Origin of the sequence: Rhodococcus wratislaviensis (assembly GCF_041228765.1) — a bacterium.
GTDB classification, from domain to species: domain Bacteria; phylum Actinomycetota; class Actinomycetes; order Mycobacteriales; family Mycobacteriaceae; genus Rhodococcus_F; species Rhodococcus_F wratislaviensis.
The window spans coordinates 262,727-288,005 of sequence record NZ_CP150489.1 but is presented as its reverse complement, the minus strand read 5'-3'; the positions used below and the strand labels follow the sequence as shown (position 1 = coordinate 288,005).

The following is a 25,279-nucleotide window of genomic DNA, read 5'->3' as shown; positions in this document are numbered from 1 at the left end:
CTGCGGTACGACGTCTACCCTGTCGACCCCTCCCTGGTGTCATCCCGTCGTTCAAGCACAGCGCGGTGCCTACTTGACGATGCGCTGAGGTCGGCCCCGCAACCTTCCCGCCGATGGCGGGAAGCAATCTAGGCATCGCGCGACTCTGCCTGCCGGAGGTTGCTTCCCATGCACCGGGCTCCAGCGGCGTCCGACCGGGCGAGAATCGCCAACTCGCCCGACGGGTACGGATTTCCCGGAAGAGGGCCGGAGAGTGCCCCTATCGCGGTGTCAGTGTCAACAGGTCCGTTCGTGGTGTGGCCCAGTTCTCATTTCCGGGTTGACTCCCGACGGGCGAAATAGCACACTTACAGTCACATACAGTCAGTCGCCCACAAGGACGGTCACCGATGCTTCCCGTTGAACGCCACAAGGCCATCGTGAACGCACTCAATTCCGCGGGCGTGGTCAGCACTGAGGGGCTGGTGCAGCTGTTGGGCGTTTCCCAGGAGACCGTCCGGCGCGACCTCGCGTTGCTCGAGGAGCGCGGCACACTCCGGCGGGTGCACGGCGGAGCCGCGAGCCTTGTTGCCCGCGGCGGTGAGGAGCCGTCCTTCACCGAGCGCTCCCAACTCGAACACGAGGCCAAGGCGGAACTCGCCCAGGCCGCGGTCAGCTTGATCCACACCGGTCAGACCATCGTGATCGACATCGGAACGACCGCGGTCGAGGTCGCCCGCGCGATTCCCCACAGCTTCCGCGGAACCGTTGCGACGCCGTCGCTACTGGTGGCCGCGGAACTCGCCGAACGTCCAAGCGTCGACCTGCTGGTCTGCGGCGGCCGGGTACGCAAAGGCGATCTGGCGTGCGCGAATGCTCACGCCAAGGCGTTCTTCACCGATCTGTACGCCGATCTGGCGTTCGTCAGTTCCGGTGGGCTCGACACGGAGATCGGTTTGACCGACTTCCATCTCGACGAGGTCGATGTCCGCAAGACGATCCTCGCCAACAGCGCACACAGCTACGTGCTCGCCGATTCCTCCAAGATCGGCCGGGTGGCTCCGCACCGGGTATGCACTCTCGACACCTTGGATGGCCTGATCACCGATTTCCCTGTCTCACAGGACATTGCCCAGGCATTCAAGGACGCCGGTGGAGTGATCCTGACGGCGTGAGCGCGGGAGCCACCACCCCAAATGAAAGCGGGCGACGTTGCAGCGTCGCCCGCGGGATCGAACACCCAACTCCAGTCAGAAAGACGATCCATGAGCCATCATTCCACACCCCCAGATTCCACTGGTGTCGGTGAGTTCGGCTATACCGAGTCCCTCGAGCGCTCCACCGGCCGTTTCGCCTCGTTCGCTGTCGCCTTCGCTTTCGTCTCCATCGCTACCGGCATCTTCACCACCTACGGCAGCGTGCTCACCACCTCCGGCCCGCTCGGCATCTGGACCTGGCCGATCGTCGTCGTCGGACAGCTGGCGGTCGCATTGATCCTCGGGTCCCTCGCCGCCCGCATCCCGGTGACCGGTTACGCCTATCAGTGGGTGTCGCGACTGGCCAACCCGGTGCTCGGATGGATCACTGGATGGATCTCGTTCACCTTCTTGGCCATCGTCGTCGTCGCGGTCGACTACACCGTCGCCTCCACCGTGCTACCCGCATTGTTCGAGTTCCACGGCACCGCCACCACCAGTTTCGTCATCACCGGGATCGTGCTGATCCTGCAGGGCCTGTTGGTCGGGCTGTCCACCAAATGGACCGAGCGGGTCAACAATTTCGCGGTCACCGCGGAACTGATCGGCATGGTGGCGCTGGTCGCATTGCTGCTGATCGTGGGCGTCGTCGCCCACAAGCTCAACATCGGCAACCTGTTCGAACGTGGGGACATCCCCGCGGAGGGGTACTGGAGCTTCGGTACAGCCACCTCCGCCGGGCCGTGGATGATGGGCTTTCTGCTCGGCGCGTTCACCATCGTCGGCTTCGAATCCGCGGCCAATCTCGCGGAGGAGACCAAGCGGCCCGAGATCGTCGTTCCGAGGGCGATGTGGCAAGCAGTGCTCGCCTCCGGCGGTCTGGGGTTCCTGTTCCTGCTCGCGGTCACCGCATTAACCGACGACCCGGTCGCACTCGCGCAGTCCGGCACACCGGTCGCCGACGTCATCCGTTCGGTGCTGGGCTCCTACGTCGGAACCGCGCTGCTGGTACTGGTCGCCGTCGCGATCTTCGCCTGCGGGCTGGTCATCTTGATGACCGGTGTGCGGCTGGTGTGGGCGATGTCGCGAGACGAGCGCTTCCCCGCCTGGCAGTACCTGCACAAGGTCTCGCCCCGGTTCAAGACCCCGCTCAACGCGACCGTCCTCGTCACCATCGTCGCCGCGCTGATCCTCGGGATCTTCTCCACCCGCACCGACGCCCTGTTCAACCTGTTCGCCGCCGCCACGTTGTTGCCGTCGATCATCTACGCCATCACCGTCGCGCTCTACATCGTCAAGCGACGCTCACTCCCCCCGACCAACGGATTCCAGTTGGGGCGCTGGGAAATTCCCGTCCTCGCGGTCTCCGTGGTGTGGTTGGTGTTCGAGCTGTCCCTCTTCCGCGACGCCTCGTTCCGCGACCCGTGGCTGTACGTCCTGGTCATGGTCGTCCTCGGCGGCCTCTACCTCGGATTCCTCCTGATCACGCGCGGCACCCACGGCCTGCGGATGCCCGAAATGCGGTCGATCGACGCCGAACTCGACGCCACCGCCACCGAGACCGAAGACACTGGATTGGAGTCGGCGAAATGACCGTCCTCGCCATCGACCAGGGCACCTCGGGCACCAAAGCGGTCGTCCTCGACCCCGAGGAAGGAGTGGTCGGGGTCGCCGAAGTCCCGATCCACCCGCACTACCTGGACGGTGGTGGCGTCGAGCAGGATCCGGGCGAACTGCTCGAATCGGTCCTCCACGCCGGACGCAGTGCCATCGCGGACGCCGGCCGCCCCGTTCACGCCATCTCCCTGGCCAACCAGGGCGAAACCGTGCTTGCGTGGGACCCGCAGTCCGGAAGACCGCTGACACAGGCCATCGTCTGGCAGGATCGGCGCGCCGAAGGCCTGTGCCGGGACCTCGACTCCCACAAAGAGGAGATCGCCGCTCGCACCGGGCTGGTGCTCGACTCGTACTTCTCCGCCCCGAAAATGGCCTGGCTGCGCCGCAACGTCGAAACCGCCGGCGTGGTCACCACCTCCGACAGCTGGCTGATCCATCAGCTCACCGGAGCCTTCGTCACCGACGCCTCGACCGCGAGCCGCTCGCTCGCCGTCGACCTCGACGGATCCGACTGGAGTGGCGAACTGCTGGCACTGTTCGGCCTCGAGGGCGAACACCTCCCGCAGATCGTCGCCAACGACGTCGTGGTCGGCACAACATCGGCGTTCGGCGGGGACGTTCCGGTCGGCGGCCTGGTCGTCGATCAGCAGGCCGCCCTGCTCGCCGAGGGATGCCTCGACGCCGGAATGGCCAAGTGCACGTTCGGCACCGGCGCCTTCCTGCTCGCCAACACCGGAACCAGCGCGGTGCGCTCCGGTTCCGGACTGACCTCGTCGGTGGCCTGGCGGACCGCGGACACGACCTCGTACTGCATCGACGGGCAGGTCTACACCGCGGCCTCCGCCATCCGATGGCTGTGCTCGCTGGGCATCATCAACAGCGCCCACGACCTGGACTCGGTCGCCGCCGCCGACAGCAACGGGGTGCTGTGTGTGCCCGCACTGGCCGGCCTGGCCGCCCCCTGGTGGCGCTCTGACGCCACCGCCTCGCTGGCGGGGATGTCGCTCTCGACCGGCCGCGGACACGTGGTCCTCGCCGTTCTGCAGGGGATCGCCGCCCAGGTCGGCGAGTTGATGTCGGCGATCGAATCCGACATCGGCACTCCGCTGGCACGGTTGCGGGTCGACGGCGGTCTGACGCAGTCGAAGGTCCTGATGCAGGCCACCGCGAACATCCTGCAACTCCCCGTCGACGTCTATCCCTCCGCACACGCGACCGCGCTCGGCGCCGCCGCGCTGGCCGAGCTGTCGCTGAACCCGAGCCGAGGCGTGCGTGACGTCGTCCCGGCCTGGGATCCCGCCTCATCCTACGAACCGCAATGGGGTCCGGACCGGGCCGCCGAATTCCGCACGGCATGGCGCGAGCTCGCCGCCACCACCCACAACACTCAGGAGTCATTGTGAACACCCCGCCAGTCCACGACGTAGTCGTCATCGGGGCGGGCATCGTCGGCTCGGCGATCGCACGCGAACTCGCCGGCTACGAGCTCTCGGTCGCCTTGCTCGACGCCCGCGCAGACGTCGGCGACGGCACCAGCAAGGCCAACACCGCGATCTTGCACACCGGATTCGACGCCAAACCCGGCACCCTCGAATCAAAGATGGTCAGCCGCGGCTACGGACTGCTGTCCGAGTACTCCGGGCGGACCGGCATCCCCGTCGAGCACACCGGCGCCCTGCTGGTGGCCTGGGATCAGGAACAGCTCGACGCGTTGCCCTCGCTGAAGAAGAAGGCCGAGGCCAACGGCTACACGAAGTGCCGCATCATCGACGCCGACGCCGTCTATGCCCAGCTTCCCCACCTCGGCGACAGGGCACTCGGCGCCCTGACCGTCCCTGACGAATCCATCATCTGCACCTGGACCACCAACCTCGCGCTGGCCACCGACGCCGTCAACCGCGGTACCACCCTGCTCACCAGTCACGCCGTCGGCGCCATCGAGGTCGGCGACGAGGTGACCACGCTGCACACCGGTCGTGGCCTGGTGCAGGCGAAGTGGGTCGTCAACGCCGCCGGACTCGGCGCCGACGTCCTCGACGAACAGTTCGGGTTCAAACGCTTCACCGTCACCCCCCGCCGCGGCGAGCTGCTCGTCTACGACAAGCTGGCCCGTCCGCTCGTCGACAAGATCGTCCTGCCGGTTCCCACCGCCCGCGGCAAGGGTGTGCTGGTCTCCCCCACCATCTACGGCAACGTGATGCTCGGCCCGACCGCCGAGGACCTCGACGACAAGACCGCCACCGGCACCTCGCAGGCCGGCTTCGACTTCCTCCTCGACAAGGGCCGGAAGTTGATGCCCCAGCTGCTCGATGAGGAGGTCACCGCCACCTACTCGGGGCTGCGCGCGGCCACCGACCACGGCGACTACCTCATCGAAGCAGATCCCGAACAGCGCTACCTACTCGTCGGCGGCATCCGCTCCACCGGACTGACCTCGGGAATGGCCGTCGCCGAATACGTCCGCGACCGCCTCGAAGACGCCGGACTGAAACTGGTCACCAGAGCCGAACTGCCCGCCCCGCCGCACATGCCCAACATCGGCGAAGCCTTCACCCGCCCCTACCAGGACGAGCAGAAGATCGCCGCCGACCCCGCCTACGGCGAAGTGGTGTGTTTCTGCGAGCGCGTGACCAAGGGCGAGATCCGCGACACCTTCGACTCGGTCATCCCCCCGTCCGGGCTCGAAGGACTGCGGCGCCGCACCCGCGTGATGAACGGCCGTTGCCAGGGATTCTTCTGCGGCGCGGAGGTGCAGAACCTGATCGACCAGCGCGGACAAACGCCCTGCGGACGTGAACGACACAGCGCCCCCCAGACAGGCACGATGAAGCAGGAGATCGGACGATGAACACCGCTGTGACCACCGACGTCGCCATCGTCGGCGGCGGACCCGCAGGACTGACCGCGGCGGCCGAACTGGCCCGAGATCGGTCCCGCAGTGTCCTCGTCCTCGACCGTGAATCGGTCGCCGGCGGCATCCCCCGGCACTGTGACCACCTTGGCTACGGCATCCGTGACATGAAAACCTTCATCACCGGCCCCGCCTACGCGCACAAGCTCGTCGACAAGGCCACCGCTGCCGGCGCCCAGATCCGGACCAACGCCACCGTCACCGGCTGGGCCGACGACCGCACCCTCGAGGTGACCTCCCCCCAGGGACGCCTGACGGTCGACGCCCGCGCCATCATCCTGGCCACCGGCGCCCGCGAACGACCCCGCCCCGCCCGGCTGATCCCCGGGGACCGCCCGTCCGGGGTCTACACCACCGGGCAACTGCAGAACCTGGTCCACCTCCACCAACGCAAGGTCGGCACGCGCGCGGTGGTGGTCGGCGGCGAGCTGGTCAGCTGGTCGGCGGTGCTCACCCTCAAGCACGCCGGCTGCAGCACCGCCCTGATGACCACGACCTATCCCTCGCCCGAGTCCTACGGCGTGTTCAACCTCGCCGGCAAGTCCCCCATCCTCGGCGTCGAGGTCGCCACCCGCACCCGGGTCACCAACATCATCGGCAAGCCCGCACTCGAGGCGGTGGAGATCGAGAACATCGACACCGGGGAACGCCAGATCATCGACTGCGACACCCTGGTGCTGACCGGAGACTGGATCCCCGACCACGAACTCGCCCGCATCACCGGCCTCGACATGGATACCAAAACCAAAGGCCCCCTGGTTGATACCGCACTGCGGACCAGCCGTGACGGTGTCTTCGCCATCGGCAACCTGCTCCACCCCGTCGACACCGCCGACATCGCGGCCCTCGACGGCCGGCACGTGGCCGAGTCGGTCCGGAACTACCTCGGCGGCCGCCCGCCGGTGCACGAAGGTGTCCGGATCCTGGCGGATGCTCCACTGCGGTGGATCTCCCCCGGTGTGCTCCGCCCCGGCGACAGCGCCCCGGCCCGCAACCGGCTCCTGTTGTGGACCGACACCCTGGTGCGGATCCCGAAAGTCGTGGTGCGGCAGGACGGCAAGGTCATCGCCCGCAAGACCCTCCTGTGGCCGGCGTCGCCCGGCCGGGTTTTCCGGGTGCCCTCGAGCGTCCTGGACAAGGCCGACACCCGCGGCGGGCCCGTCACCGTCTCGCTCGGCTGATTCCCCTCGAACCCGGGGCAGGCTGGATCGGTCTGCGCGGTCCAGCCTGCCCCGTACCAAGAGAACACCCGTGATGCCTGAATCTATGCACTGCAACATGATTCGAACACGCTGGCAGCGACGATCGCGAGAAGGGTTCCCTCCGTGCCGGTGCACTCGGCGACGCTGAGGAGAGGAAGGCCGAGAATGTTGGCGGCGGCACGGCCCGAACCGCGTGCGAGACTCTCGCCCAGCTAACACACACAGGACACCTGCGCAGCCCATCCACGACTGAATGAATGCACACACCGAAAGGAACGCTATGAGGAAGATCTTCCTGGCCTGCCCTTACAGCCACACCGACCCGTCGGTCACCCATGATCGGTTCATCGAGTCGAACAAGGTGGCCGCCGCCATCATCGAATCCGGCAGTGCCGTCTTCAGTCAGGTCTCGATGTCCCATCCCATCAACCTGACCTTCGAGGGTAAGGACAAAGCCGAGATCGGCGACCTGTGGGCGCCCGTCGACGAGGTTTTCATGGACATGCTCGACGAGCTGCTCATCCTCGACCTACCCGGTTGGGACCAAAGCTCGGGCATCAAACGGGAGATCACCTTCTTCGAAACCCGCGGCCGCCGTGTCAGCCTGTGGTCGAACGTCTCCCACGAATTCGGTCAGAGCACCGTCACCGCCACCACTCAGTAACCCCGACCCACGGCGATGGGCACGTGCGTGGAATCGTCCATGCCCAGGTGAAGTACTCGGCATCCACAACCGGGTCTCTTCGGTTCGTACGCCGTGATGGTCGTCCCGCCTACCGATCTCGGCCGTCCGGCGGGACGAGCCACCCTAACTCCAGCTCATCCCCCGTCCCAACTATGGGAGAGAACCCGGCGACGGTGCCCCCTCGGGCCTGCGACAGTCCCCTCGGACAGGAAGGGACACCACCGCCGACGTCGTCGTCGCGCTCCCGAACGACCCGCCGGCACAGCTCCAGACCCTCGAACGCAGCGACAGTTCTTCTCCGGTCCGGTGACCTGCCCGTCGTGATCGGTCGACGACTCGGCGTCACTCCATCAGTCGGCGGCGTGTCGAGGCCGACCTCACCCTCGGGATGACTCGTGCACCTGTCACCTCGCGGATCCGCCGATCATCTGAAATAGTCTCCCTAACTTCGAGCACCGGGAGCGTGGGCTTTGACTGTCAGCGCGGCCACCGATCCGCGGCCTACACACACTGCACATCGTCGCCGCCCACCCGCCGATCATCGGTTCCTCGGATTCGACACCCGCGTCTTTTCCGCATGCGCTGGCAATCCTCGCCGTCTGGCTGGTCTGGGCAGTCATCGTTCCGGCCATCGATTCCGCGGTGAGGAGCCAAGATTCGACGGTTGCGCGCGACCGCCTCGCCGTCACCGACACGGTCTCGCTCGTCCCTGCCCCCGATTGGAACATCGACAGCGGCTTCCGCGTCGTCGACCACGGTGCCGACGATTCGTTCCCGGCGATCGGGCTCATCTATCAGCATCTGGGTCGTGACCTCATGTCGGCTGTCGGAAACGCTCAGGAGCAGTTGCCGCGACGTCGATGAACGCCGAACAGGACTGTGCGCTCGAACAGGTACGGGACACGTGCGCGGTCCTTCGAACCTTCACGGACGCCGAGAACATGGGGGGTTCCCACGTTGGTCTGGTACGGCACCTACCGGCTGCCCATGAAGCGATTCCCTCGCAAGTCCATAGAGCGACTTGGCAAGGACACCGTCGAAACACGAGCCCACCCTTCCCATACCCGGATCGCCCGCATGGGCCGCGTACAGACATCAACGAACGCCCCTGCGGTGTATTGAGATCCGCGAACACCGACCCGGGCGTCCCACCCGCGCGTTCAGGTCTACCGCGAGTTGTGTCACGGTTTCGGTGGCTCAGCTGCGGTTGTCGCCGACACCGCCCGAGGCTCCCCGTTTCGCCCAGCCGACGACATACAACCGGCCGTGGGTGCCCGCTCACCCTCACCATCAAGGCGACGGAGCTCCGCGGTCCGCCAACTGCCGGAACCTTAGCCCGGTTCGTCACACGCGTCCCGAGTCAGAGTGTTGACGAACGGTGTCGTGATGTTGTGTACGTAGCGGATTTCGGTCACAGATCCCTGGGAATCACCCGTTCCGGCACCCGGGACCCGAAGGGTGCTGGCACAGTTGAACCATGGCGCTTCGTTGGCGGTCGGCCATCACCATCTGGCCCCTTGTGAGTCCACCGGTCGCGATGGCCGTGCTCGCCGCCACCTGGGGACGCGACCTCGGCCCCGCGCTGGTGCTCGCGGTGGCACTGGCACTGATCGGCGCGGTCCTGGCGGCGGTCCATCATTCCGAGGTGGTCGCCCGCCGGGTCGGCGAGCCATTCGGGTCCCTGCTCCCTGCCGTCGCGGTCACGGTCATCCAGGTGGGGCTGATTGTGGTCTTGATGATCTCCGGTGGCCCCTCGACGGCGTCCCTCGCACGAGACACCGTCTTCGCCGCCGTGATGATCACCCTCAACGGCATCGTCGGGCTTTCGCTGTTCGTCGGCGCAGGGCGCCGCGGGGTCGTGTTGTTCAACGCCAAGGGTACCGGCGCCGCCCTCGCAACCGTAGCCTCGCTCATCACCCTTTCCCTGGTGTTGCCCACGTTCACCAGCAGCCCGCCCAGGCCCGAATTCTCCCCTTCCCAACTCGCTTTCGCTGCGGTGGTCTCGCTCCTGCTGTTCGGGATGTTCGCCCTTTCCCAGACTGGATCCCATCGCCGATTCTTCCCTCCGGCCGTCGCGGAGAATCTGCCCACTGAGATCGGACAGAGTCCCCGACCACCGACGGCCGCCATGGCCGGGCTGAGCCTGACCCTGCTGGTGGTGGCGTTGGGCGCGGTCGTGGGGTTGGCGAAGGTCGGAGCCCCCGCGGTCGAGGGCGCGGTCAGGGACGCCGCGCTGTCGCAATCCCTCGTCGGCGTCGTCATCGCCCTCCTCGTGCTGGTGCCGAACACCCTGACCGCCGTGCGGGCAGCACGGCGAAACCAGGTCCAGGCCAGCCTGAACCGGGCACTCGGATCGGCGATGGCCAGCATCGGGTTGACCATTCCCGCCGTCGCGGTCGCCTCGATCTGGATGGACGGACCATTGCTGCTCGGTCTCGGCCCGACGCAACTCGTGCTCCTCGCCCTCACCGTGGTGGTGGCGATCCTGACGGTGGTCCCCGGCCGCGCTACCCGACTGCAGGGCGGACTTCACCTGGCGGTGCTCACCGCCTATGTGGTCCTGTGCATTCACCCGTATCCGGCATCGGAGGTGCCGATGTGATGGAATTGGGCCGCCCGACTGCCAGCCTGCGCCTACGGCGTGCCGGTGAGTCGAGGTAGGTGTGCTGAGACCGGGGAATTCGCCCGTCGTTTCGGGTCGGAGGGTGGGAGTTTCACCGTCCGGCCGTGGGCGTCACGCGGAGTACCTGGTCGCCGTCGCCGTTGTCGGTGGTGACGAGCAGCGACCCGTCGGGCTGGGCGGTGACCGTGCGGATTCGGCCGTAGTTGCCGGCCAGTTCGGGTGGCGCGGTCTCGGCGACGACATGCGCGCCGGTGGGGTCGAGTCGCAGAAATAGCACTTTGCGGCCTTTCTGGACGCCGACGGCGAGGGCTCCGTCCCAGTCGCCCCAGCCCGGGCCGGTGACGAATGTGCCGCTGGCGGTGGCGATGGTGGCGGTTCCGGAACTCCATACCGCCTCAATCGCGGCGGGTACCCGGTCGAGGTCGGTCATCGGCACGGATTCGTCGTAGAACCCGTCGCCGGTATCGGGTTTCCATCCGTAGTTGCCGCCGGCGACGAGTCGGTTGACCTCGTCGTCGCGGTGGGTGCCCTGTTCGACGGAGTAGATGTCTCCGGTGCCCGTGTGCACTGTCAGCCCTTGGACGTTGCGGTGCCCGAGGGTGTAGACCGCACTACCGGGGAATGGGTTGTCCGCTGCTGGTGCCCCGGTGGCGGCTTCGATCCGTAACACCTTGCCGCCGAGGGAATTCAGATCCTGCGGCGCCGCCGCTTGGGTGGCGTCTCCCGTGGAGATCAACAGCGTCCCGTCCTGGTGCGGGAGGAGGCGGCATCCGCCGTGACGGCCGCGGTTACTGAGGGGCAGGCCGTCGATCAGCACGCCGGTGGGCGTCAGAGCGGTCCACTGGACGTTTGCGGTCCAGGATTGCACCCGGATGTCGGTGACCTCGCCCGCCGCATGGGTGTGACAGGTGTAGAGGGTGCGGGTGACCTCGAAGTCGGTGGCGAGGGCGATGCCCATCAGGCCCAGTTCGTGGTGTACGACGAGGTCGGGCAGATCCGCGGCGAGCACGGCGGTGGAACCGTTCGGGTGTTTGACGACGAAACGTCCGGAGCGCTCGCCGGTCAGCAGGGTGCCGTCCGGCGCGGCGACCACGTCCCAGGGATGGTCGAGATCGTCGATTTCGGTGACGACGTCCAGTGCTGGGAAGGCGAGCGCACCGTCCGGTGAGGGTGCGCCGCATGCTGTCGCAGCCGCGCAGCAGACTGCGAGCCCCGCAGCCCACGATGGCAGATACCGGTGTGGGTGTGTCGTCATGAGCGGCTTCCCTTTCTACTCGTGACGAGTCTGTGGCCTGCATGCAGGCGACACCACCATGGGATGCAGGAGTACAGCCTTGATGCACTGCGGAATCGAAATATCCATTGGGTGCTTCATTGCATCACCCAGCGTGGGCGATGGTGTTCCGGCGTCGGCTGCGGATCACCCACTTTTCGGCCTCGGCGACGAAGAACACGACGAGTCCCACGCCGAGGACCTTGACCCATTCGGTCGCCGTGAGCCCGGACGAGCCGAAGATCGTCTGCATGAACGGGGCGTAGGTGAACAGCACCTGCAGCACGATGCACGCGGTGATCGCGCCGAGCACGTATCTGTTGCCGAACAGCCCTTCCCGGTTCAGAACCGACGCTTTGATATGCCGGCTGTTGATCAGGTAGAACATCTCGGTGATCACGATCGCATTGACCGCGATGGTGCGTGCCACCTCGACGGTGGTGCCGGATTCGAGTTCCCACAGGAACAACCCGAGCGCACCGGACATCATGAGCACCGACACCAGGGCCACCCGCCAGACAAAGAACCCGGACAGTAGTGACTCGGTCGGTGGGCGGGGTGGCCGGCGCATCACGGAGGGTTCGGTGGGCTCGAACGCCAACGCCAGCCCGAGTGTGCTGACCGTGGCCAGGTTGATCCACAACACCTGCGCCGGGGTCAGCGGCAACGTCAGTTGGAACAGGATCGCCGCAATCACCACCAGTGCTTCGCCGCCGTTGGTGGGAAGCATGAACAGCACGAACTTCTTGAAGTTGTCGTAGACGCCGCGTCCTTCGCGGACCGCGGCGGCGATCGTCGCGAAGTTGTCGTCGACGAGCACCATGTCCGAGGCTTCCTTGGCGGCCTCGGTGCCGGCGCGGCCCATCGCCACCCCGACGTCGGCGCGGGTCAGGGCCGGGGAGTCGTTGACTCCGTCCCCGGTCATGGCGACGACCTGTCCACCGTCTTGGAGGGCCCGCACCAATCGCAGCTTGTGTTCGGGGCTGGCGCGGGCGAAGACGTCGGTCTCGGCGACGACGCGGCGCAGTGCCGGGTCGTCGAGTTCGTCGATCTGCGCACCCGTCACGGGCCGCGTCCCGGCGCCGAGGCCCATTTGCGCCCCGATCTCCGCGGCGGTGTCGGCATGGTCGCCGGTGATCATCTTGACGGTGATGCCCGCCCGGTGGCAGTCCCGCACCGCGTCGATCGCTTCCTGCCGCGGCGGATCGATAATCCCTACCAGGGCAAGCAGGGTGAACCCGTCCTCGACGTCGACGGCGTCGAGGATGCCGTCCGCGGAGGGGCGGTCCCGGTAGGCGAGGGCCAGAACCCGCAGTCCCTGCGCCGCGGTCTCGGTGGCACGGCGCTGCCAGTGGGTGCGGTCGATGCGGACCGCTTCGCCTGCGTCGAGGTGATGTGTGCACGCCGCGAGTACCCGCTCGGGGGCACCCTTGACGTAGATCCGCTCATCCCCCGCGGTGTCGCCGGGATGCAGGGTTGCCATGAAGCGCCGCTCGGATTCGAACGGGACCACGTCGAGCCGGGGCCACGCCGCCGCCGCGTCCGCCCGGGACAGCCCGGCCTTGACACCGAGCACCAGCAGGGCCGCCTCGGTCGGGTCGCCGTCGATCTCCCAGGAGTCGTCGGCCTCATAGAGCGTGGCGTCGTTGCACAGCACTCCGGCCCGCACTGCCACCTGCAGCGCCGGGTCGGCGTTCGGGTCGACGACAACCCCGTCGTCTTCGGTGAAGTCGCCGACCGGGGCGTATCCGACCCCGCCGACGTCGATGGAGCGGTGCGCGATGACCACCTTCTGCACGGTCATCTCGTTGCGGGTCAGAGTGCCGGTCTTGTCCGAACAGATCACCGTCACCGACCCGAGAGTCTCCACCGCCGGCAACCGGCGGATCACCGCGTGGCGCCGCGCCATCCGCAGCACACCCAGCGACAGGGTCACCGTCATGATCGCGGGCAGCCCTTCGGGGATGGCGGAGGCAGCGAGAGCGACGACGAGGGTGAACATCTCGGAAGGTGATTCGCCGCGCCAGACGATCCCGAGGAGAAAGGTGCCCGCGGCCGCGGTGAGGATCACGACGGCCAGCCACCGGCCGAACCGGTCGATCTGCCGCAACAGCGGGGTGGTGGTCTTGGCGATGCCCGCGAGCAACGCATTGATCCGGCCCAGTTCGGTGCCCACCCCGGTCGCGGTGACGACGCCGTCGCCCTGTCCGAACACGGCCACCGTGCCGGCGTAGGCGGTGGATCGGCGGTCGGCCAGTTCGGTGTCGCGGTCCACCGGGTTCGAGGTCTTGTCCACCGGCGCGGACTCCCCGGTGAGCGCGGCCTCGTCGATGCGGAGCTCGCGCACCCGGATCAACCGCACATCGGCCGGGACCCGGTCCCCCGAGACCAGGCGGACCACATCCCCGGGAACGAGGTCGGCGGCGGGGATCTCCACAATCTGTCCGTCGCGGTGGACACGAGCCCGAGGAGAGAGCATTGCGCGGATCGACTCGAGCGCGGATTCGGCTCGTCCCTCCTGGATGAAGCCGAGGATCGCGTTGATCACCACCGCCCCGAGCAGTACGGCAGTGTCCACCCAGTGTGCGAGGAATGCGGTGATTGCCGCGGCAGTCATCATGACGTACAGCAGCACGTTGTGGAACTGCCGCAGCAGCCGCCACCACCACCGGTCACTGCGCCCGGCAGGCAGCGCATTGGGGCCGTGAACGGCCAGGCGCCGTGCGGCTTCCTCCGAGGTCAGACCGGTTGGTGTCGAATCGAGCAGGTCCAGCGTCCCCGGCGCTTCCAACGCATGCCATGGGGGATCCATTGCCTGCACCTCATCTTCGGTGGGGTGACCCGTCGCATACCGGATTCACAGACCAATCCTGTTGCGCTGCTGCACCTATCACGGATTCGTGGCCGCGACCGCGCCTCGAATCCGCGCGACTCTCACACCGCTGGTGGTGTTGTGCAACGCTCCTGTGGGTGACTGGCCCGTGCTGATCGGCGACCGCTCGCGGGTGGACGGGTTCATCGTCACCCACACGAACGCACCGGCACAATCGGGTCTGACACCCATTTCTCGGGGGGTCGGACATGTAGCCGGGTTGACGACGGCACCTCGGGAGCCGGAAGAAATGGGTGCCGCCACCGATTGACGCCGGTTCGACTCCACCGGAAGGCTGATACTAGGGCAATGCCGACGGTCACCGGCAACCAAAGGGCACTGGACACGCGGGGCGCGGCGGTCACCGGAGACTCAGGGATGCGCACCACGTTCGCAACGAGGAGGCCGAGGATCGTGTCGTTGTTCTGGCGGATCTTCCTTCTCAACGCGGCGGTCCTCGTCACCGCGACCGCATTGCTGGTGTTCCTGCCCGTGACGGTGTCGACGCCGGTCCTGCTCACCGAGGCACTCATCCTGATCGCCGGCCTGGCGGCCACGCTTGTCGCCAATGCTGCGCTTCTGCGGATCGGGCTCGCCCCGCTGCAGCGGCTCACCCGCGCGATGAACACCATCGACCTCCTGCGCCCGGACCCCCGACCGGCAGCGACGGGACATGCAGGGATCGCGGACCTGATCGAAACCTTCAACACGATGCTCGACCGCCTCGAGGCCGAACGCGCCACCAGCAACGCTCGAGCGCTGTCTGCGCAGGAGGCCGAACGGCACCGCATCGCCCAGGAACTCCACGACGAGGTCGGTCAGACGTTGACCGCGGTCCTGCTCGAACTGAAAAGAGTCGCCGACCGCGCACCCGAGCCGACCCGCACGGATCTGCATCGTGTCCAGGAGATCACCCGCGAGAGTCTCGACGAGATCCGGCGGATCGCCCGCCGGCTGCGCCCGGGCGTGCTCGACGAGCTCGGATTGGTCAGTGCCCTGAAAGCCCTCGCAGCCGAAACCGCCGATCACAGCGGACTCGCGGTGCACCGGTCCTTCGAGGCCGATCTGCCCGACCTCGGAAACGACACCGAACTGGTCGTGTATCGCGTGGCTCAGGAAAGTGTCACCAACATCGCCCGGCACGCCCACGCCCGCCGCCTCGACATCGCTCTCCACCGTGCGGACACGGACGGAATCCAGCTCCGCATACGGGATGACGGATGCGGACTCGGCGACACCGCCGAGGGGGCCGGCATCCGGGGAATGCGCGAGCGGGCACTGCTGATCGGCGCGCACCTCACGCTCGGACCCGGCGTGAACGGCGGCGGCACCGAGGTGCGACTGGACGTGCCACAATCGAAACGAGGCCAGTGATCATGCCGGACACGACGACCCGCATCCTGCTCGCCGACGATCACGCCCTGGTCCGCCGCGGCGTCCGCCTCATCCTCGACAACGAACCCGACCTGACCGTCGTCGGCGAGGCCGGTGACGGCGCCGAGGCCATCGAGATGACCCGCCGCTATCAACCAGACCTGGTCATCCTCGACATCGCGATGCCGCGCCTGACCGGGCTGCAGGCCGCGCGGGAACTGTCCAAGTCGCGAGGCGATCTGCGCATCCTCATCCTCACGATGTATGACAACGAACAGTATTTCTTCGAAGCCCTCAAGGCCGGGGCGTGCGGATATGTGCTCAAATCGGTGGCGGACCGCGACCTCGTCGAGGCCTGCCGCGCCGCGATGCGCGACGAGCCGTTTCTCTATCCGGGGGCGGTGACCGCCCTCATCCGGAACTATCTGGCGCGCGCCGAAGACGGCGACGACATCCCCGATAAAGCCATCACGGACAGGGAGGAGGAAATACTCAAACTCGTCGCCGAAGGGCACACGTCGAAGGACATCGGCGACATCCTCGCCATCAGCATCAAAACCGTTGAGCGGCACCGGGCCAACCTGCTCCAGAAGCTCGGCCTGCGGGACCGCCTGGAACTCACCCGCTACGCGATCCGTGCGGGCCTGATCGAACCCTAGCGACGCCCGGTGTGGCCGGGTCGTCGCCGAAGAAGGAGGAGTTGTCCGTCATGGCCAGCCCACCGACCGAGAGAGTGCAGTTGCCGCGATCGGCAAAGGTGGTGCTCACCGGGGTGTTCGCCTTCACTACCGTGCTGATCATCGGACCGGTGGTGATCAACACGTACGCGGACTGGTTGTGGTTCGGCGAGGTCGGATACCGGACCGTCTGGGGCACGGTCATTCTCACCAGGCTCACGTTGTTGGTCCTGGTGACGATAGTGGTCGGCGGCACGCTGTTCGGGTCGATCGTCCTCGCCTACCGCTCACGGCCGGTGTTCCTCCCCAAGCCCCCAGGCCGTGATCCGGTCGAGCCCTACCGAACCGCCGCGATCAGCCGGAGACGGCTTCTAGGGATCGGGATCCCCGTCGGCTTCGGTGTCATCTGCGGCCTGATGTCCCAATCGCAGTGGACGACGGTGCAACTGTTCATGCACGGCACCTCGTTCGGAACGGTCGACCCGCAGTTCGGGCACGATGTCGGCTTCTACGCATTCGATCTGCCGTTCTACCGGTTCGTGCTGAACTGGTTGTTCACGGCGATCCTGCTCGGGTTCCTTGCCAACCTGACGACGCACTACCTGTTCGGCGGGGTCAGGGTGACCGCCACGTCCGGCGCCCTCACCCTGGCCGCGCGGGTCCAACTCGCGGTCCTCGCGGGGACCCTGGTCCTGCTCAAAGCCTTCGCGTACTGGCTCGACCGGTATTCCCTGGTGTCGAGCAGCCGCAAGGAACCGACCTTCACCGGCGCCGGATACACCGACGTTCACGCGATACTGCCGGCGAAACTGATCCTGCTCGCCATCGCCGTCATCTGCGCGGCCGCGTTCTTCGCCGCAATCGTCCTACGCGATCTACGGATCCCCGCGATGGCCACCGCCCTGCTGGTGCTGTCCTCGATCCTCGTCGGCGGAGTCTGGCCGCTGCTGATGGAGCAGTTCTCGGTCCGCCCCAACGCCGCCGACGTCGAACGCCCCTACATCGAACGTAACATCGACGCCACCCGGCAGGCCTACGGAATCGGCCCCGACACGGTCGACTACACCAGCTACCCCGGTATCGGGACGACATCGCCGAGAGATGTCCCCGCGGACCGCACGACCATCGCCAACACCCGACTGCTCGACCCCAACGTGCTCTCCCGCACCTTCACCCAGCAACAACAACTCAAAAACTTCTACAGCTTCCCGGCAACACTGGACGTCGATCGGTACGTCATCGACGGTGAACCCCGCGACTACATCGTCGCCGCCCGCGAACTCTCCCCGGACAGTCTCACCGGCAACCAAACCGACTGGATCAACAAACACACCGTCTACACCCACGGAAACGGGTTCGTCGCCGCACCGGCGAACCGGGTGAATGCCGCCGTGCGCGACGCCACCCGCGACACCGCCAACAGTGACAGCGGCTATCCGATCTATACGGTCAGCGACATCGCCTCCCAGGGCTCCGACCGACAGGTCATCCCCGTCGACCAGCCACGCACCTACTTCGGCGAAGTGATCGCACAGGCCAAGCCCGACTACGCCATCGTCGGACACGTCGAGGGCTCCGAGGCCCGCGAATACGACACCGACACCTCGAAATACACCTACACCGGCTCAGGTGGCGTGCCGATCGGGAACTGGTTCCACCGCTGGGTTTTCGCTGCCAAGTACACCGAACGCAACATTCTGTTCTCCCGGGCGATCGGGCCCGATTCGAAGATCCTCTACAACCGTGACCCCCGCGACCGCGTCGAGCGGGTTGCCCCGTGGCTGACGACAGACGCGAATCCCTATCCGGCGGTCGTGGGCGGCAAAATCGTGTGGATCATCGACGCCTACACCACCCTCGACGCCTACCCCTACTCGACACCCAACTCCCTACAAGCGGCGACCATCGACGATACGGGACGGGTCATGCCGCGCAACGAGATCGCCTATGCACGCAACTCCGTGAAAGCCACCGTCGACGCCTACGACGGCACCGTCACCCTCTACCAGATCGACGAACACGACCCCGTCCTGCACACCTGGATGAACGTCTTCCCCGGCACCGTCGAACCCCCATCGGCGATCTCCGACGAGTTGCGTGCCCACTTCCGCTACCCCGAAGACCTGTTCAAGATCCAACGCGAGATGATCGCCAAATATCATGTCAACGACCCCCGAGAATTCTTCACCACCAACGCCTTCTGGTCGGTGCCCAGCGACCCGACCGTCGACGACAACCCCCACCAACCCCCCTTCTACGTCCTCGTCGGGGACCAGGACACCGCCGGGCCGTCATTCCGATTGGCAAGTGCCATGGTCGGATACAACCGCGAATTCCTCTCCGCCTACATCTCCGCGCACTCCGACCCGGAAAACTACGGCAAGATCAGCGTCCTCCAGTTACCCACCGACACACTCACCCAGGGTCCGCAACAGATCCAGAACTCGATGATCTCCGACACCCGCGTCGCCTCCGAACGCACCCTGCTCGAACGATCCAACCGAATCCAGTACGGCAACCTGCTGACACTCCCCATCGCCGACGGCGGCGTCCTGTACGTCGAACCCCTCTACACCGAAAGGATCTCCTCGGCACAGGACAGCTCCACCTTCCCGCAACTCTCCCGCGTTCTCGTCAGTTACCGGGAACCCGGAACCGGCGGCGTCCGCGTCGGATACGCACCCACCCTCGCCGAAGCCCTCGACCAGGTCTTCGGCCCCGGCACCGGCCGTGCGGCGACCGCACCGGGCGGCGACGCCGCCACCGCACCACCACCCCCGGCGGAACCACCGCCATCACCGCAGGAATCACTGCCGGGCGGCCCAGCCGCGCCACCATCACCCCCGCCACCGGCGGCGGACACCACCGCGGCTCTCGAACTGAAAGCCGCACTCGAACAGCTCCGCGACGCCCAACGCCGCGGCGACTTCAGCGGTTATGGAGCCGCCCTCGACCGCCTGCAACAAGCAGTCGACGCCTACCTCATCACCGGCGGATAAACACTTCGGCCGTAATGAGATGAGGCACTGAAGACGCTTCATCAAGCGCCGCTGAAAGGACAGTGCATGTCGATGACCCATATAGGTTCCGCCGGAGGAGGTTCGCCGATGGGCAGATCCTCAGATCACACTGTGCTCAACCGAACGAGCGACCACCCGTGCCTCAGTGGGTCACAATGAACTCGACCCGGTTCCGGTACGACCCAGCCTGAAATGTGCGGTTCGAGTGCGATGAACACCAGGCCAATCGAGATCCGCGACCTGCAACCCTGGTGGGTGGCGGCCGCATTCGTATGCGGCTGTGTCGCGGTGATCCTGATCTCGCCGATCCGTGTTCTCGTTGCCGCGACGCTCATCACCTTCGCCGGACTCCTCGCCTTCCACACCAGCCGGTACCGCCGCATCGGTGCACGGGCAGCATCCGTCAGCGCCGGTTTAGCGATTCCCGCACTGCCCCTGTCCGTACTCCACTTGGTCGACTCGCTCTGACCACCCGAACCAAGGTCCCTCGCTCCGGGGACGTCGCCGGCCTCGCCCGCGTAGTGAGTGCGTCCCCTTCGGCGGACGGGCGCGGACCACCGAACCTCGATGTCCGATTTGTCCGATTTGACTACACTGAAGGTCACCGCAGATCGACGTCGCCTCCGAGGGGAAAGGACCATGGGTCACCGTCACAGACCCCGGCCGCTTCGAGGTAAGTGGCCCCGATGAACGCCACTGTGGTCAATACCGGACTGGTGCTGATTTTCGTGCTGGTCGGCGGCGTGTTCGCGGCCACCGAGATCGCGTTGGTGTCACTGCGCGAGGGCCAGATCCGACGCCTCGAGCGGCGCGGGGGCCGCGGGGCACGGACCGCCGCACTGGCCCGCAACCCGAACCGCTTCCTGTCCGCGGTGCAGATCGGCGTCACGGTGGCCGGGTTCCTGTCGGCCGCCTACGGCGCCTCCACCATCGCGCCCGCCCTGGCGCCGACCCTCGAGTCGTGGGGGCTGCCGCCCGGGCCCGCCTCGGCCATCGCGCTGATCGGCACCACCCTGACGATCGCCTACCTGTCGCTGATTCTCGGCGAACTCGTCCCCAAACGCATTGCCCTGCAACGTGCCACCGGAGTCTCGCTGCTGACCGCGCCCGCGCTGGACCGATTCGCTACCGTGATGCGCCCGGTCATCTGGCTGCTGTCGGCCTCCACCGACCTGCTGGTCCGCATCCTGGGCGGCGACCCGAGGACCACGAACGAGGCGATCACTCACGACGAGTTGCGCGATCTCGTCCTCGGTCACACCGCAATCGCCGAGAACGAGCGCCGCATCCACTCGGAGGTCTTCGACGCCGGCCAACGGTCCCTGGCCGAGGTCATGCGTCCGCGGACCGACGTCCGGTTCCTGTCCGCCGACACCCCGGCGGCGAAGGCGGGGCAGCAGGCGCTGGAATGGGGGCACAGCCGATACCCCGTCATCGGGTCCTCCTTCGACGACATCGTCGGATTCGTCTACCTCCGCGACCTGCTCCGCGCCGACCAGTCCGAGGCCACCACCGTGGCCGACGTGTGCCGGCCGGTCCTGCAACTGCCCGCCTCGAAACCGGCGCTGGCAGCGCTGGCGGACATGCGACACGACAATCGTCAGATCGCGATCGTCGTCGACGAATACGGCGGCACCGCAGGCATTGCCACCCTCGAGGACATCGTGGAAGAAATCGTCGGCGAGATCGGTGACGAGTACGACGACCCCACCGGCGCCGAACCATCACCGATGCCGCCCCACCGACCCGTCGACGGGCTACTGATCGTCGAAGATTTCGAGGAGGCGACCGGCATCGCGCTGCCCGACGGCCCCTACGAGACGGCCGCCGGCTTCCTGCTACACCGACTCCAGCGCGTCCCCCAACTCGGTGACAGCATCACCTTCGACGGCCACATTCTCACCGTCAGCGCCCTCGACGCGCGCCGCATCTCCCGCATCCGGGTCACCCGCCGGGCATCGGATCCGCGGCGCCCCGCCACCGACCGGCCCTAAGCCGAGGGTCATCCCGCGCTCGACCACAGTCAGAGCTGATCAGGGCGATCCGGGCGCGCCGCGACGGCCCGAGAAGACACTCCCACGATCCGCCCGCCGCGCATCGACAGAGGCGCGGGGCAGCCGAACACTCTCACCTCATCGGAAGTGAAGGTGGGTGCTGGAATCGACAGCCTCCGATGCTGAGCTGCCGTCCTTGCCGGTGACTATCGCTTGCCCCTCGGACCCGACTTGCTGCTGCACGTCGTCACCTCGCCTCCGCGCTCACGCAATCCTCGCCTGCGCCGACTACGCACGACAGAACAGCAGGAACCAATTTCCTCACGGCCGGCCTGCGGACGGAGTCGTCGAACACCGGTCCATAGTTGGCACTCCACATAGGAGTCGCCGTGCGGAGTGACGGAACCCCACCGGCCCCGGCTACCCAACATGGGGGTGGCCGGTGGGATTCCTCTCGCCAGCTCATGATGCCCGAGTGCCTCACCCCAGTTCAAACGAGGGTGACACAACTGCTGCGGCACGCCCATGGAGCAGCAATTTATGCTGGCGGAAACCCGATCAGCCCAGTCTGCGAAGCCAAGCCGATGGAGCCCCCGCCCTCGCCCGATCCCTGAAATCGGACGAGACTCGAAACCCACCATGAGAGGGCGACATCTCGAGGACTGCAGCCAGCCCAGTAGTACAAAGACTAGACCTAGACATAGTCAAGTACAAGTAAAGGAGCGGGACCGTTGCGGACCCCTTGAAATCCACCCCAGCCCCGCATCCTCAGGGTAACGAATCGCATGAGCGGACGTGTTCCTCCCTCGCCGACAGCTCCTGTGCGGGCCCGCTGCTCACCTACAACACTGCGAGACATCACCATGCACCCGAGAGCGTTCACCGTCACACCAGATCTCGTACGTTCGAAAGCCGGACCCGAGGAGAGCGATCGAAGTTACACCAGTCTACAGTTAAATCGTGTGCTGAAGTCCAGCGACCCAATTGTCGACCGCACGTGAAAACTAGTGGCGGTGTAAGCGGCCGCTGATGCCTACGCGAAAACCGGAGTCGAACTCCTCAGTTCAGATCGGTGTGGTGGTCGCGCACGAGGTGGTGGTGGCATCGCGTCGGGGATCGTCGCGCGAGTCGGTGCGGCGCTGCCCCGGCGCGCCATCACCGTTCGCGACCGCTCGACGGTTGACGATTGTGGCGTGAGTTGGCGGGCTGCGGTGCTGCCGTGGGTCCCGGTGCGGTGTCACGGCACAACGCTTCGGCCCGCTGTTGTGCCTCGGCTAGATCCGTGAAGTCCTCACCGGCCCAGTAGTTTATCTTTCGGCGACCGGATCCGCGCCGGAACGGCGGGCGAACCCGCTGCTGAGCGTAGTCCAACCAGCCCTGCGACAGCCGCGGATTGACCGCGTCCGCCTCGGTCACCACCGCCTTGAGATTGTCCGGGATCAGGACCCTGAAGGCACCGTCGAAGAAAGTCCACGCCGCCTCGCAGCCGGCGATCACCGCCGCCGCCAGGGTCTGCGAGTACGTCAGCCACACGAACATGTGCCGCGAGTACACGGCGGTGAAGATCAACGCGTGCACCTTGCGGCGCCGCCCGGTGTCCGATCGGGCAGGTAGCCCAGGTAGCCGAAGTCGATCTGGCATTCACTGGCTTCGATCGCCGTCGACGACCCGGACGGTGGTGTCCTTACGGCCGAAACCGCAGCGCTCGGTGGCGAATCGGTGCAACGTCCGATACAGCCGCCACGCAGCCCTGGCGGGCCAGCAGGGTTCCCAATTTGGTGATCGTCAGCGGTGGATGGTTCCCGTCGCCGGCCTCCCACACGTTGATCTGGTCCTCGAACCCCAGCTACCCGTCCCAGGCGGGCCCGTGCCCGTTCGGTCGTTCCGGGCGCACCGTCTCGATCACCGCACCGATCAGCCCGTCGTCGAGGGCCCAGGCCCCGTCGTTGCGCTGCAGGCCCGCGGCCTGGGCGGCCTCGACATACTGGCGCGCGCGTTTGCGGTCCACCCCGCAGTGCGCCGCAATCCCGGTGTACGGGACCCGCGTACTCCGAGCCAGATCCGGAGCACTTCCTTGACTTCGTTCGCGTTGACCTCCCGAAATACCCTGTCCGTCCGCCTTCGTGACCGGGGATACCGACACGACGATCAAACGATCGATCCGGCGGGACTTCGGCGCGACGCGCCGGGGTGGTCCCATGACTGGCAATCCGTGGTCCCATGAGGGTGGCAGAAGTCAGGTCAAGGCGGCCCCATGCTCATGGCAAGCGACACAGGCAGATGACCCCTTCTCGTCCACACTCGATCTGGCTCGACGCCGAGTAGGAGGAGGAGGTTCATGAGCTACGAGTCGTCTACGACGGGAGCCGCTACCCGCTCGCCGATGCAGCCACCGCCCACAGCCTCAAGGAAGCAGTCAAGGGGATCTTCACACGGGCCGGCACCGGAGGATTCGTCGGCTTTGTCAGCCACAATTCGACGGTCCGCCTCCTCGCTACGCCGGCGACTCCGCTCGCGATCCGTGGCAGCAACGAACCGGATCCCAACGTGGTCTACGACTGGTAGCCCAGCCTGTGCATCGAACTACAGGCGTCTGATATCTCCGGCAGCGGAAGAACACATTCAAAGTACAGAGCCAGCAATCACGGGTAGCTTGGTCATGTGCCGATGCTGCTGCCTGCACCTCCGGAATCGGAAACCTCACCTGGCACGATCGATCTCGCTGAGTGGACGGTGAACTCGGCGCGCTCCTCTGAGCTGCCTCTGCTCGTGAACACACACGGACAATTTCCCGCTGAATGCGGTGCCTAGAGGCGCCCGACTGGCGACAGTACGCCTTTTCGGTTTTGGCTGACCACCCGACTTCGATGACGCCCGGCTCGGGCCATTATCCTCTCCGGCAACACTATTCGGTCTGTTTGGGATGTCCTGTACCCGCATACTTCAGCCACAACGTGCGGTGCTCGATGTCCAGCACGTACCAGACCCGACCACCGGCGGTGACCTCGTACTGCCACTGCTCCATCTCCACCCGGTTGTGCACTCCGGTCGCGAGCTTGCCCTTCAGCCGGTGATGACGGGTCGTTGACTCCTGCGTGACCGTGCGGCGTCGCAGTTCCTCGTACGCCACCAGCGTGTTTGCCGGTGCCTGCCGGCACAGCTCGTCCCACCCCTTTACCGCATCAGTGGTCGCGAACCGCAGGTCCCACAACTCTCCGGCCGCCGGCGGCGCGACGCGCTCACCCCGCTTCGGGCTCACAGCTCCGGCACCGGCACGGCCCCGAAGTCACCAGTAGACGGCGTCGACAGGATCCGGGCGAGCTCCGGATCTGCATACACCTCCGCGGTGTGGCGCCACGTCTCGATCGTGCGAGCAGGGGGAGCCGGATTGTCCAGCGACGAACCCGCCCGCAGCGATGCGATCAGCTCGTCGACGAAGTCGGCGAGCTCCTCACCCGACAGGTAGCTCACCCACGGGAAGGCCGCCGCGACGACTTTGCGGACCAGAGCGCCGTCATCGGAGTGCAGCAGGGCGTCGACCATAGCCGTCGCCGCCGCGAGTACCTCCCGTTCCTGATCCGCCCGCGCCGCCGTCATCAGCACCAGGTCCTCGTCGTCGCGCCGTGTCACCCGCAGTGGCCGCGCCCCCGACCGCTGCCACTCCGACAGTGTGGCCTTCCCCTTGTTCTGAATATCCGAGAACGGCACCTCACCCACAGACATACTTTCAATGTACTTTTAAAGTACCGGGTCGGCAAGGTGCGGGATGACGAGGCACCGACCATCACGCTTGCGCAGGTGACGATGGGCGGACCCGAGTCCGCCGAGGCAGGCTTGACGGATCTGCATCTGTTGG

At 66.5% G+C, this 25,279-nt stretch carries 19 protein-coding genes; 13 read left to right on the top strand and 6 right to left on the bottom strand.

Annotated features, from left to right (window positions below):
• Positions 1-389: 389 nt before the first annotated feature.
• The 8 genes from WKC72_RS40175 (at position 390) to WKC72_RS40140 (ending at position 10,192) form a co-directional block, all read left to right on the top strand.
• Positions 390-1,154 (top strand): DeoR/GlpR family DNA-binding transcription regulator, encoded by a 765-nt coding sequence (locus WKC72_RS40175; RefSeq protein ID WP_370185521.1) that lies wholly within the window; start codon positions 390-392, stop codon positions 1,152-1,154.
• A 90-nt stretch (positions 1,155-1,244) separates the two neighbouring features.
• Positions 1,245-2,768: an amino acid permease gene (locus tag WKC72_RS40170; RefSeq protein WP_370185519.1), complete on the top strand. Its 1,524-nt coding sequence runs from the start codon at positions 1,245-1,247 to the stop codon at positions 2,766-2,768.
• Entirely contained in the window at positions 2,765-4,195 is a 1,431-nt protein-coding gene (locus tag WKC72_RS40165) for an FGGY family carbohydrate kinase (protein WP_370185517.1), read from the top strand. Before WKC72_RS40170 ends, WKC72_RS40165 begins: the two co-directional genes overlap by 4 nt.
• Positions 4,192-5,640 carry an NAD(P)/FAD-dependent oxidoreductase gene (locus tag WKC72_RS40160; RefSeq protein ID WP_370185515.1) on the top strand — a complete coding sequence of 483 codons (1,449 nt, stop codon included), beginning with the start codon at positions 4,192-4,194 and terminating at the stop codon, positions 5,638-5,640. Before WKC72_RS40165 ends, WKC72_RS40160 begins: the two co-directional genes overlap by 4 nt.
• Positions 5,637-6,884 carry an NAD(P)/FAD-dependent oxidoreductase gene (locus WKC72_RS40155; protein WP_370185513.1) on the top strand — a complete coding sequence of 416 codons (1,248 nt, stop codon included), beginning with the start codon at positions 5,637-5,639 and terminating at the stop codon, positions 6,882-6,884. Before WKC72_RS40160 ends, WKC72_RS40155 begins: the two co-directional genes overlap by 4 nt.
• 301 nt (positions 6,885-7,185) lie before the next feature.
• The gene (locus WKC72_RS40150) at positions 7,186-7,569 is read left to right on the top strand and encodes a DUF1937 family protein (RefSeq protein ID WP_370185511.1); all 384 of its coding nucleotides are present in this window, start codon (positions 7,186-7,188) and stop codon (positions 7,567-7,569) included.
• Positions 7,570-8,232: 663 nt separating this feature from the next.
• On the top strand, positions 8,233-8,454 hold the full coding sequence (locus WKC72_RS40145) for a hypothetical protein (protein ID WP_370185509.1): 222 nt from the start codon (positions 8,233-8,235) through the stop codon (positions 8,452-8,454).
• Positions 8,455-9,067: 613 nt separating this feature from the next.
• Entirely contained in the window at positions 9,068-10,192 is a 1,125-nt protein-coding gene (locus WKC72_RS40140; RefSeq protein WP_370185507.1) for a calcium:proton antiporter, read from the top strand.
• Positions 10,193-10,304: 112 nt separating this feature from the next.
• On the opposite strand, the gene WKC72_RS40135 is transcribed toward WKC72_RS40140, so the two are convergent.
• Positions 10,305-11,468, bottom strand: coding sequence for a sorbosone dehydrogenase family protein (locus tag WKC72_RS40135; RefSeq protein WP_370185505.1), 1,164 nt, complete (start codon positions 11,466-11,468; stop codon positions 10,305-10,307).
• A gap of 124 nt (positions 11,469-11,592) precedes the next feature.
• Positions 11,593-14,298 carry a cation-transporting P-type ATPase gene (locus WKC72_RS40130; protein ID WP_370185503.1) on the bottom strand — a complete coding sequence of 902 codons (2,706 nt, stop codon included), beginning with the start codon at positions 14,296-14,298 and terminating at the stop codon, positions 11,593-11,595.
• A gap of 474 nt (positions 14,299-14,772) precedes the next feature.
• On the opposite strand from WKC72_RS40130, the gene WKC72_RS40125 reads away from it, so the two are divergent.
• From WKC72_RS40125 to WKC72_RS40105, 5 genes are all read left to right on the top strand, one after another.
• Positions 14,773-15,732, top strand: a complete 960-nt coding sequence (locus WKC72_RS40125) for a HAMP domain-containing sensor histidine kinase (RefSeq protein WP_370185501.1) — start codon at positions 14,773-14,775, stop codon at positions 15,730-15,732.
• 2 nt (positions 15,733-15,734) lie between these two features.
• Entirely contained in the window at positions 15,735-16,391 is a 657-nt protein-coding gene (locus WKC72_RS40120; RefSeq protein WP_370185499.1) for a response regulator, read from the top strand.
• Positions 16,392-16,441: 50 nt separating this feature from the next.
• A complete protein-coding gene (locus WKC72_RS40115) occupies positions 16,442-19,408 on the top strand; it encodes a UPF0182 family protein (RefSeq protein ID WP_370185497.1) in 2,967 nt (988 codons plus the stop codon).
• A gap of 231 nt (positions 19,409-19,639) precedes the next feature.
• The gene (locus WKC72_RS40110) at positions 19,640-19,897 is read left to right on the top strand and encodes a hypothetical protein (RefSeq protein WP_370185495.1); all 258 of its coding nucleotides are present in this window, start codon (positions 19,640-19,642) and stop codon (positions 19,895-19,897) included.
• A gap of 218 nt (positions 19,898-20,115) precedes the next feature.
• A complete protein-coding gene (locus WKC72_RS40105; protein WP_370185493.1) occupies positions 20,116-21,423 on the top strand; it encodes a hemolysin family protein in 1,308 nt (435 codons plus the stop codon).
• Between the two features lie 1,155 nt (positions 21,424-22,578).
• On the opposite strand, the gene WKC72_RS40100 is transcribed toward WKC72_RS40105, so the two are convergent.
• The 4 genes from WKC72_RS40100 to WKC72_RS40085 all read right to left on the bottom strand — a co-directional run bounded on the left by WKC72_RS40100 (position 22,579) and on the right by WKC72_RS40085 (position 25,140).
• Positions 22,579-22,992: a hypothetical protein gene (locus WKC72_RS40100; protein ID WP_370185491.1), complete on the bottom strand. Its 414-nt coding sequence runs from the start codon at positions 22,990-22,992 to the stop codon at positions 22,579-22,581.
• A gap of 277 nt (positions 22,993-23,269) precedes the next feature.
• Positions 23,270-23,431, bottom strand: a complete 162-nt coding sequence (locus WKC72_RS40095) for a hypothetical protein (protein WP_370185489.1) — start codon at positions 23,429-23,431, stop codon at positions 23,270-23,272.
• An 897-nt stretch (positions 23,432-24,328) separates the two neighbouring features.
• Complete coding sequence (locus WKC72_RS40090) at positions 24,329-24,682, bottom strand: hypothetical protein (RefSeq protein ID WP_370185487.1); 354 nt, start codon at positions 24,680-24,682, stop codon at positions 24,329-24,331.
• Positions 24,679-25,140 carry a hypothetical protein gene (locus tag WKC72_RS40085; protein ID WP_370185537.1) on the bottom strand — a complete coding sequence of 154 codons (462 nt, stop codon included), beginning with the start codon at positions 25,138-25,140 and terminating at the stop codon, positions 24,679-24,681. Before WKC72_RS40085 ends, WKC72_RS40090 begins: the two co-directional genes overlap by 4 nt.
• Between the last annotated feature and the right edge of the window lie 139 nt (positions 25,141-25,279).

What these genes read in the sequence shown, in the direction of transcription:
- WKC72_RS40155 (WP_370185513.1), top strand. Translation starts at nt 5,637, where the DNA reads ATGAACACCGCTGTGACCACCGACGTCGCCATCGTCGGCGGCGGACCC.
- WKC72_RS40135 (WP_370185505.1), bottom strand. Translation starts at nt 11,468, where the DNA reads ATGACGACACACCCACACCGGTATCTGCCATCGTGGGCTGCGGGGCTC.
- WKC72_RS40105 (WP_370185493.1), top strand. Translation starts at nt 20,116, where the DNA reads ATGAACGCCACTGTGGTCAATACCGGACTGGTGCTGATTTTCGTGCTG.
- WKC72_RS40175 (WP_370185521.1), top strand. Translation starts at nt 390, where the DNA reads ATGCTTCCCGTTGAACGCCACAAGGCCATCGTGAACGCACTCAATTCC.
- WKC72_RS40150 (WP_370185511.1), top strand. Translation starts at nt 7,186, where the DNA reads ATGAGGAAGATCTTCCTGGCCTGCCCTTACAGCCACACCGACCCGTCG.
- WKC72_RS40140 (WP_370185507.1), top strand. Translation starts at nt 9,068, where the DNA reads ATGGCGCTTCGTTGGCGGTCGGCCATCACCATCTGGCCCCTTGTGAGT.
- WKC72_RS40110 (WP_370185495.1), top strand. Translation starts at nt 19,640, where the DNA reads ATGAACACCAGGCCAATCGAGATCCGCGACCTGCAACCCTGGTGGGTG.
- WKC72_RS40130 (WP_370185503.1), bottom strand. Translation starts at nt 14,298, where the DNA reads ATGGATCCCCCATGGCATGCGTTGGAAGCGCCGGGGACGCTGGACCTG.
- WKC72_RS40120 (WP_370185499.1), top strand. Translation starts at nt 15,735, where the DNA reads ATGCCGGACACGACGACCCGCATCCTGCTCGCCGACGATCACGCCCTG.
- WKC72_RS40170 (WP_370185519.1), top strand. Translation starts at nt 1,245, where the DNA reads ATGAGCCATCATTCCACACCCCCAGATTCCACTGGTGTCGGTGAGTTC.
- WKC72_RS40115 (WP_370185497.1), top strand. Translation starts at nt 16,442, where the DNA reads ATGGCCAGCCCACCGACCGAGAGAGTGCAGTTGCCGCGATCGGCAAAG.
- WKC72_RS40165 (WP_370185517.1), top strand. Translation starts at nt 2,765, where the DNA reads ATGACCGTCCTCGCCATCGACCAGGGCACCTCGGGCACCAAAGCGGTC.